The sequence below is a fragment of the Halomonas sp. ND22Bw genome, from assembly GCF_003011945.1.
In the GTDB taxonomy this organism is placed as follows: domain Bacteria; phylum Pseudomonadota; class Gammaproteobacteria; order Pseudomonadales; family Halomonadaceae; genus Halomonas; species Halomonas halophila.
In genome coordinates this window covers 1-261 of record NZ_PXWD01001134.1, presented here as the reverse complement: position 1 = coordinate 261, position 261 = coordinate 1, and the positions used below count along the sequence as shown (strand labels likewise).

General features: G+C 57.1%; 1 protein-coding gene. It reads left to right on the top strand.

Annotation, left to right across the window (positions count from 1 at the left end; translation table 11 throughout):
- Positions 1-29: 29 nt before the first annotated feature.
- On the top strand, positions 30-261 hold a 232-nt coding region (locus CVH10_RS21710; protein ID WP_106489429.1), incomplete at its 3' end, for an AbrB/MazE/SpoVT family DNA-binding domain-containing protein.

The window sequence follows — 261 nt, the reverse complement described above, 5'->3', positions numbered from 1 at the left end:
TTGTTTCGGTACGATCAAGGATGATTCCTATGTCGTCGCAGGCGGTCAAAATTATCGATGGTGGTAAGCTCATCATCCCAGCTGCCTTCCGGCGTAAACTCGGGATCGATACCGGTGATACCGTTGTCATCGAGTTGGGAGAGGATGGCTTGCACGTGCGCTCGCTGTCATCGGCCGTGCGACGGGCGCAGGAGATCGTTCGCGAGTTCGTACCGGACGATGTCAGCCTGGCTGACGATCTGATTGCTGAGCGTCGCGTCG